The following is an 8,524-nucleotide window of genomic DNA, read 5'->3' as shown; positions in this document are numbered from 1 at the left end:
AGTGCATTCTTACCCATGGCATAAAATATGCCCCTTTTTGAGGATTAATAATATTTTTATACATTGGTTGATGAAAATGCCATAAAAAGGCTAAATATATTTTATGAAGCATGTGATATTCCTCCCAAAATATTATCCCTTTATTTCTAATTGCACTGGTGGAAATTGTTTGTGATAATCACACTGATTTCGAGGCATAATCCTTTATGCGGTTTCTTTATGCAGGACTAAAGTTGGAGCAATTTTATTTAACACGACTTCTCTGGTAACAACACATTCTTTAATATTGCTTTTGGAAGGTATCTCATACATAATATCAAGCATTGTTTCTTCAATTACTGCTCGTAATCCTCTTGCTCCTGTCTCTCGTGTCAGGGCAATATCTGCAATTAAATCGATGGCATCATCCGTAAATTTTAATCTTATCCCTTCCAGCTCAAAGAATTTCTTATATTGTTTGGTCAAGGCATTTTTAGGCTCAGTGAGAATGCGCATTAAATCAGTTTTTTCTAAACTACTTAATGAGGCAATAACTGGTAATCTGCCTACGAACTCAGGTATAAGTCCATATTTTAACAGGTCTTCTGGAATAAGTTGTTGTAACAGTTCTCCTATTTTCTTTTTTTCTCTACTTTGAATATCACCACCAAATCCCATTACTTTTTTGCCGATTCTTTCTTCAACTACCTTTTCTAATCCAACAAAAGCTCCGCCACAAATGAAGAGGATATTCATCGTATTCAGCCGAATATATTCCTGATGCGGATGCTTTCGTCCTCCTTGTGGTGGAACATTAGCAATTGTTCCTTCCAGGATTTTAAGTAATCCCTGTTGAACACCTTCTCCAGAAACATCACGGGTAATAGATGGATTATCTCCACCTTTACGAGCGATTTTATCTATTTCATCAATATAGACTATTCCTGCTTCTGCCTTTTTTATGTCAAAATTAGCATTTTGAACAAGTTGAAGAAGTATATTTTCTACATCTTCACCCACATAGCCTGCCTCGGTTAATGCGGTTGCATCGACAATCGCACAGGGGACATCAAGGATTCTGGCTAATGTTTGAGCTAAGAGGGTTTTTCCAGAACCAGTTGGACCAATTAAGACAATATTACTTTTTTCTAATTCTACATCGGATTTTCTAATACTTACATTTATCCTTTTATAATGGTTATAAACAGCGACTGCAAGTATCTTTTTTGCCCTTTCCTGTCCAATAACATATTCATCTAATATTGCCTTAATTTCTTTAGGCCGTGGCAAAAGTCCTATTTGAGTATCTTTGTAATCATTAAACCACTCTTCAGCCATAATTTCATTACAGAGTAAGACACATTCATCGCAGATATAAACTCCTGGACCTGCAATTAATCTCTTTACTTCTGTCTGTCCTTTGCTACAGAAAGAACAAAAAAGTCCTTCTTCTTTTTTTCCAAATTTAGCCATTCATTTACCTCCAGGAGAATAAAGTTAATAAAACCCTTCCTTGTTTTCTTGTTCCTTTATTTTTTTTCCTTCCTTGTTACCATAACTTCATCTATTATTCCGTATTCTTTTGCCTGTTCGGCAGACATAAAGAAATCGCGGTCAGTATCTCTTTCTATTCTTTCTAAAGGTTGATGTGTATGTTTTTCTAATATTTTATTCAATATTTCCCGCATTCTAATAATCTCGCGAGCTTGAATATCAATATCCGTTGCCTGTCCTTGAACACCACCCAGTGGTTGATGAATCATAATTCTGGCATGAGGTAAAGCATAGCGTTTACCTTTTGTGCCTGCGGCTAAAAGTAACGCGCCCATACTTGCCGCCTGTCCAATACATATCGTGGCAATATCTGATTTAATATACTGCATCGTATCATAAATTGCCAGTCCTGCAGTGACTACTCCTCCTGGATTATTAACATATAAGTTTATTTCCTTGTCAGGATTATCCGCTTCAAGGAAAAGAAGTTGGGCAATGATTAGATTAGCCACATCATCATCAATTAATGAGCCAATAAAAATTATTCGTTCTTTTAAAAGTCGCGAAAATATATCATACCCTCGCTCTCCTCGATTACTTTGTTCTACCACCATTGGAACTAAAGCCATTGTTTATTTCCTCCTTTTTTCCTCACATTTTTTAATATCGGCAATTTCGAGTAAAAAATTAAGTGTTTTTTGCATTCTCAATTCTTCCATCAGAATTGCCTTTTGTTGGTTATCTTCAAGATATTCTTTTATCTTTTGTGGTTGTGTTCTAAAATTATCTTTTACCACGGTTTCATATTCTTCATTTTCTATTTTAATATTTTCCTTTTGTGCGATTGCATCTAAAATCAAATATTTCTTTACCCGCTCCATCGCCTGGGGCCTGAATTCATCCCGACAATCCTCAATAGTCATATTTTTCTTTTTAAGATAATCATTAAGTTCAAATCCTTGTGATTGTAAATTATTATGGAGGTTAACCACCAGATAATCAATTTCTCTTTCTACTAATACCTTAGGTAGAGGGAAAGAGTGTTGTGAAATTAAAAGTGTTGTAAGTTCGTCTTTTAATTTTTCTGTTGACTCAAGTTCTGCGGCTTCAATAAGGTCTTTTTTAAATGCCTCTTTTAATTCTTTAATCGTATCAAATTGACCCAAATCTTTAGCAAATTCATCATCTAAAACTGGTAATTTTCTTTCTTTGACTTCATTAATTTTTACCTTAAATGTTACCTTTTGTCCCGCCATATTAGGGTCAGAGTATTCTTTTGATAACTTAATTTTAAAGGTTTTTTCCTTACCTTTTTTGAGACCAAATAATTGTTGTTCAAACTTTTGAGGGAAGATTTCTTTACCCAACTCTAATAAAAAATCTTTGTGACTTCCATCAGACAGTGGTTTGTTATCCTTGAAACTCTCAAAATCAAAAATAACAATGCTCTTTTTCCCAATAGGTTTTTCCACTACCTCTATTGGTGCATATTTTTCCTGGAGTCTGTGGAGTCCATTATCCACATCTTTATCCGTAATATTGGTCACCTTTTTGGTAAGTGGAATTCCATGGTAAGTTGTAAGTTCAATTTCAGGCATTACTTCTACTTTCACTACAAAAGAAAACGGTTCATCTTTCTTGATATAATTGACCTCTTCTATCTTTGCCTGGGAAATTATCCGGATATTTTTTTCTTTTATTGCTTGTAGATAGCGATTAGAGATAAGATTTTCTACAACTTCTTTTTCTACCGCTGGGCCGTATCGTGTTTCTAAAACCTGACGAGGCACTTTACCTTTTCTAAAACCTTGAAGTTTAGCCGTTTGAGTTAATTTCTGGTATTTTTTATCAAATTCTTGCTCAAGTTCTTCCTTAGAAACTGTAATTTTTAATGTTAATTCACATTCATTGTGTTCGATTGTTTCTACTTCCATTTATCCTATCATCCCTAATTCATATAATATGATACTTTCTGTAACAATACTTGCGGATTCACATCTCAGAATATTTGTCCCAAGTGATACAGGAATAATTCCTCTAATTTGGACTGCGGTTATTTCCTCCTCAGTAAATCCTCCTTCTGGACCAACAAAAACAGCAATCTTTTTTAGTAAGGTAACATCTCTATTGAGAAAAACTTCTCGTAAGGGTGTTTTTGCATTCTCATATAAAATTAACCCTAAATCAACTTCTTTTATTAACTCTAATGAGGTTTTGAGATTAGTTACCGGATAAATTATAGGGATTATACATCGTTGACATTGAGATGAGGAGGATTTAGCTATTTTTTGCCACCGTGTGAGTTTTGTCGATTCGTTTTTTAAATTTATCAATGACCTCTGTGTTTTAACTGGAATTATTCTTGTTACACCCAATTCAGTGGATTTACTTATTATCAAATCCATCCTGGCTATTCTGGGTAGTGCCTGAAGTAATGTTAATTCTACTTTTTGCGGTGGATGGATAATTTTTTCAACAATGTTAGTTTTAACTTTATCCGCGGCAATCGAAATAATAGTTGCGTGATATTCATTTCCCAAACCATCTAACGCAATAATCTTATCTTTTTCTTTTAGCCGAAGGACATTTTTGAGATGATGAATATCATCTTTATCCACAATATCAACATTATTTTTAACTATACTTTCAGGATTGACAAAAAACCTGCGATGCATCATTCTACTAATTCAATTAAAGACATCTCTGCTCCATCACCGATTCTTTTGCCAACTTTCAGTATTCTCGTGTATCCTCCATTTCGATTCTGGAATCTTGGTCCAATAACTTCAAATAATTTTTTCCCTACATCTTTACTTTTAACATAAGTCAGTACCTGTCTTCTTGAATGTAGGTCGCCGATTTTTGTCAGAGAGATTAATTTATCTGCTAACCCGGTTAATTCCTTTGTTTTGGCTGAAGTTGTTGCAATCTTCCCATGTCGAAATAATTCGGTGACAAGATTATTTAACAGAGCCTTTTTATGGCTTATGGTGCGATTAAGTTTTCTACCTTTTTTTAAATGACGCAATTGTATTTCACACTCCTTATCTTTGGTAGGCTAAATAGCTACTGTCGTGTTGAGTAAGTTTTGCACGGGGCATCATCAGGTTTCGTAACCTGCAAACGGATAATTGGTAACTGGTAATTGGTAACTGGTAATTGGTAACTGGTAATTGGTAACTGGTAATTGGTAACTGGTAATTGGTTAAATAGTTTCGTCATGAGATCAGCCGATAATCCCTCAGTTATCAGTGGTAAAAACTAAATAGAAATTTTCTCTCGCAAAGACGCAAAGTTCGCAAAGATTATAATTTATTCCTGTGAGTTCTTTGCGCCTTAGCGAGAAATTTAATCTTTATGCCTTTCTTCCACCAATAACTGACCGATTACCTCAGCCGAACGGTATTTAATTACCAGTTACCAATTACCAGTTACCAATTACCAGTTACCAGAATCAAATTCCGTGCGTTATTTGTTCAACACGACACTACTATTTCTTATTATTCTCTAATAAATGGTCTATATCTTTTATTCCTAATGAAACTCCATAAGTGGCTAATTTATTTTTTATTTCTGTGAGTGATTTTTTACCGAAATTTCGAGTTTTTAACATATCATTTTCGGTTTTTTTAACCAATTCACCTAATATTTTAATATTAGCGGCTTTAAGGCAATTAGACGACCTGACTGATAATTCTAATTCTTCGATGTTCATTTTTAAAATATTCTTTAATCTTTCAGTTTCTTTATCCACTATTGGTTCTTCAGATTTGTCTTCTTCCTCCTTAATATCAATAAAAGCCGCGATTTGATCTTTGATAAGTCTGGCGGCCTGGGCTACGGCTTGATGAGGTTGTAGAACTCCATTTGTCCACACTTCTAATATCAACCGTTCATAATCGGTCATTTGTCCTACGCGGACACCTTCTACTGAATAGGCAACGCGAACTACTGGAGAAAAAAAGGAATCTATGCATATAACTCCGATTGATTCCTGTCCTGTTTTATTCTGTTCAGCTGATACATAACCGTATCCTTTCACTATTTCTAATTCCATATTTAATTTTCCATCAGTATCCATTGTGGCAATATGGAGATTTTTGTTAAGTATTTCTACTTGTGGTGGACATTGAAAATCCTCTCCCGTTACTTCTCCTTCTCCTTCTTTGTTTAAGTAAATTTTTACTGTTTCAGAATCATGTAATTTTAAAATCAATTTTTTTAGATTTAAAATTATCTCCGGAACATCTTCAACTACCCCTGGAATAGTAGAGAATTCATGAAGAACGCCCTCTATTTTTACCGAGGTAATCGCCGCACCTTCTATTGCGGTTAATAACATTCTTCGCAGGCTATTGCCAATAGTTGTTCCTCTTCCTGGTTCAAATGGTTCTGCAATTAATTTACCGTAGCTATCAGTTAAAGTTTCTTTTTCCCATTCTATTTTTTTAATCCTTTTTAAGGCACTTATTCCGCCCTTACTACCCATAATTTTTTCATAACCTCCTTAATTTTGGTAATTGGTAATTGGTAATTGGTAATTGGTAATTGGTAACTGGTAATTGGTAATTGGTAACTGGTAATTGGTAATTGGTAATTGGTAATTGGTGAATGGTAACTGGTGAATGGTAATTAGTTACCAATTATCTGCTTTTAATTTTATGAAACCATATTCTATTTTGAATATAACGCCACGATTAACGATTCATTAACTGACTGGTCAATATCCTGTCTGTTTGGCAATGAAACTACATTGGCTAATAATTTATCCTCATCCATTGCTAACCAACTCGGTATCCCTTTAGGTGAGGCGATTGTCTTTAATATTTCTTTAATTCTATCCTGGCTTTTGGGTTTTACCGTAATGGTATCATTTGCCTTGACTAAAAATGAAGGAATATTAACCTTTCTGCCATTAACGATTATGTGGCTATGTCTAACTAATTGTCGTGCCTGTGCCCTTGATTCTGCCCACCCTAAGCGATAGACAATATTATCTAATCGTCGCTCTAACAAGATTAACAAATTTTCGCCAGTAATGCCTTTTTGAGTAACAGCTTTGGTGTAATAATTTCTAAATTGTTGTTCAAGGATTCCATAGATATGGCGAACCTTTTGTTTCTCTCGCAATTGAAGGGCATAATCGGATACTTTTTTCCGTTCCTGACCTTTTAATCCTGGTGCATAGTTGCGTTTGTTAAGTGAACATTTTTCTGAGATACAACGCGTTCCTTTTAAAAAAAGTTTCTCTCCACTTCGTCGGCAAACCTTACATTTTGATTCAGTATATCGTGCCATTTACTTAATCATCCTCCTGATTTTTATGAGATAATTATATTATATTATCACATATTTATAAATTTGTCAACATTTTTTAATAAAATTTTTCGACCTGTGCAGTTAGGTTTAAAATTAGTAACTATTCACCACGAAGAGCACGAAGGACACGAAGATGTTACAGAACAGATCTCTTTATGCTTTTTTGGTGGTGTCTGAAAATAACTCTAATAGTGAAATCTATGCAGATTTGGTGTCCAAAAGGGATTTCCTCCAAAGAGCAAAATGCAAAAAGCAAATATAAAAATTACATATCAAAATGTAAAATTATCTCTTTCCTTTCAGCGTTAAAATACTTGTAACTGTTCAGATAGTAATTCACCGCAGAGACGCAGAGAAACAGAAAGGAAAATATCTTTTTTTCGTGTTTTTCGGTGTTTAAAAAAGTTTAAAAACAGTTAGGTGAAAGTAAGTATTAAAAGATTAATAAACAACGAAAGACCCGAAATGCACAAAAAAGGAAATTTCTGTCTCTGGTGAATAGATTTTAATTTTTTCTCTGCGTCTCTGTGTTTCTGCGGTGAACGGTTACCTTAACTGTGATTCAGACAGTAGACTATAGACATCAGACATCAGACTAAAACAGGCAGAAATTGCAGCAAAATGAAGATTTGGGAGACCTGCCTATACTTCTGCTGGAAGAGTTGAAAGAGTAGAAAGAGTTGGAAGTGTTGGATGAGTTGAAGGAGTTTCTTCACTGACACTGACACTGTCACTGACATAGGTTTAACTTTCTCTATTAATTTCATCTTCCTACCACCATCATATTCCAATCCTTTTCTGTCAATTCTTTTTTAATCTCAAGAAATGGATAGAATTCAACTTTATTAAACCCTGCAACTTCAAGGAAATATTTTATCTCTTGTGGAAATATGAATCTCATTGGATGTGTTTCTAATATTTCCTTTAGCATATTTAGTTTATGGTCCTTCAAGTGCCATACCCTGAAATTGACTTTAACAATATGGTTGATAATATCAACTTCGGGTTGCGAAAATCTGAGAATCGTTTCATTCTTGTTTAACTTTACTTCTTTTGTTACTGGTTTAGGCTTATCAATGAGAACTGTCGGACCGTGCCAGCAGTCAAACAAGAATAATCCGTTAGAGATGAGGCTTTCTCTTGCCAATTTGCAAACATCAGCAATCGCCTTATTGGTTATTTGATAACTCATCACCGCAAACATTGAGATTACCGCATCAAATTTTTTATTCAAGGAGATATTTGTTATATCACCTTTTATAAACTCAATATCAAGTTTTGCCTTTTTAGCTTTATTTGCCGCAACCTCAAGCATTGGTTGAGATTTATCTATGGCGGTGAGATTATATCCCCTTTTTGCGAGGATAAGGGCATGTCCACCAGTGCCACAACCTAATTCAAGAATTGTTTTTGGCTGGTAATTATGTTTTTTTAAAATTGCCTCTATAAAATCACACTCTTTCTCGTAATTTTTATCCTGATACAGGGCATCGTAGAGATTAGCATATTCTTCTCCAAATGGTATCATAAAATCACCTCCTTAAAACATTCTACAACTTTCAAAGGAAATAATAACATAATTTTATATTTTGGTCAAGGAAAATCGTAACTATTCACCGCAGAGACGCAGAGGAACAGAGAAAAAAGGATTTAAATTAGATTGTGGATACCGGATAGATCTTTTAGTTGAAGAAAAAGTTATCGTAGAATTAAAAGCAGTCGAGCAACTACT

11 protein-coding genes are annotated in these 8,524 nt (G+C 34.4%); 1 reads left to right on the top strand and 10 read right to left on the bottom strand.

Annotated elements, in window-relative coordinates; translation table 11 throughout:
- Positions 1-204: 204 nt before the first annotated feature.
- The 10 genes from clpX to AB1414_10955 all read right to left on the bottom strand — a co-directional run bounded on the left by clpX (position 205) and on the right by AB1414_10955 (position 8,320).
- The gene (gene clpX / locus AB1414_11000) at positions 205-1,452 is read right to left on the bottom strand and encodes an ATP-dependent Clp protease ATP-binding subunit ClpX (GenBank protein MEW6607957.1); all 1,248 of its coding nucleotides are present in this window, start codon (positions 1,450-1,452) and stop codon (positions 205-207) included.
- A 56-nt stretch (positions 1,453-1,508) separates the two neighbouring features.
- The gene (clpP, locus tag AB1414_10995; protein MEW6607956.1) at positions 1,509-2,102 is read right to left on the bottom strand and encodes an ATP-dependent Clp endopeptidase proteolytic subunit ClpP; all 594 of its coding nucleotides are present in this window, start codon (positions 2,100-2,102) and stop codon (positions 1,509-1,511) included.
- A 3-nt stretch (positions 2,103-2,105) separates the two neighbouring features.
- Positions 2,106-3,407, bottom strand: coding sequence for a trigger factor (gene tig / locus AB1414_10990; GenBank protein ID MEW6607955.1), 1,302 nt, complete (start codon positions 3,405-3,407; stop codon positions 2,106-2,108).
- The gene (locus AB1414_10985; protein ID MEW6607954.1) at positions 3,408-4,151 is read right to left on the bottom strand and encodes a 16S rRNA (uracil(1498)-N(3))-methyltransferase; all 744 of its coding nucleotides are present in this window, start codon (positions 4,149-4,151) and stop codon (positions 3,408-3,410) included.
- On the bottom strand, positions 4,148-4,501 hold the full coding sequence (gene rplQ, locus AB1414_10980) for a 50S ribosomal protein L17 (GenBank protein ID MEW6607953.1): 354 nt from the start codon (positions 4,499-4,501) through the stop codon (positions 4,148-4,150). Before rplQ ends, AB1414_10985 begins: the two co-directional genes overlap by 4 nt.
- A gap of 75 nt (positions 4,502-4,576) precedes the next feature.
- Positions 4,577-4,675 (bottom strand): hypothetical protein, encoded by a 99-nt coding sequence (locus AB1414_10975; protein MEW6607952.1) that lies wholly within the window; start codon positions 4,673-4,675, stop codon positions 4,577-4,579.
- A gap of 288 nt (positions 4,676-4,963) precedes the next feature.
- Positions 4,964-5,962 (bottom strand): DNA-directed RNA polymerase subunit alpha, encoded by a 999-nt coding sequence (locus AB1414_10970; GenBank protein MEW6607951.1) that lies wholly within the window; start codon positions 5,960-5,962, stop codon positions 4,964-4,966.
- Between the two features lie 7 nt (positions 5,963-5,969).
- A complete protein-coding gene (locus tag AB1414_10965; protein ID MEW6607950.1) occupies positions 5,970-6,116 on the bottom strand; it encodes a hypothetical protein in 147 nt (48 codons plus the stop codon).
- 31 nt (positions 6,117-6,147) lie between these two features.
- On the bottom strand, positions 6,148-6,771 hold the full coding sequence (gene rpsD, locus AB1414_10960) for a 30S ribosomal protein S4 (protein MEW6607949.1): 624 nt from the start codon (positions 6,769-6,771) through the stop codon (positions 6,148-6,150).
- A gap of 784 nt (positions 6,772-7,555) precedes the next feature.
- On the bottom strand, positions 7,556-8,320 hold the full coding sequence (locus tag AB1414_10955) for a class I SAM-dependent methyltransferase (GenBank protein ID MEW6607948.1): 765 nt from the start codon (positions 8,318-8,320) through the stop codon (positions 7,556-7,558).
- Positions 8,321-8,381: 61 nt separating this feature from the next.
- Between AB1414_10955 and AB1414_10950 the strand changes: the two genes are divergently transcribed.
- Positions 8,382-8,524, top strand: a 143-nt coding sequence (locus tag AB1414_10950) for a GxxExxY protein (GenBank protein ID MEW6607947.1), incomplete at its 3' end; no start/stop codon positions are given.

The organism is bacterium (assembly GCA_040755795.1).
Taxonomy (GTDB): domain Bacteria; phylum UBA9089; class CG2-30-40-21; order CG2-30-40-21; family SBAY01; genus JBFLXS01.
The sequence above is the reverse complement of the archived record's forward strand: the minus strand, read 5'-3'. Positions and strand labels throughout refer to the sequence as shown.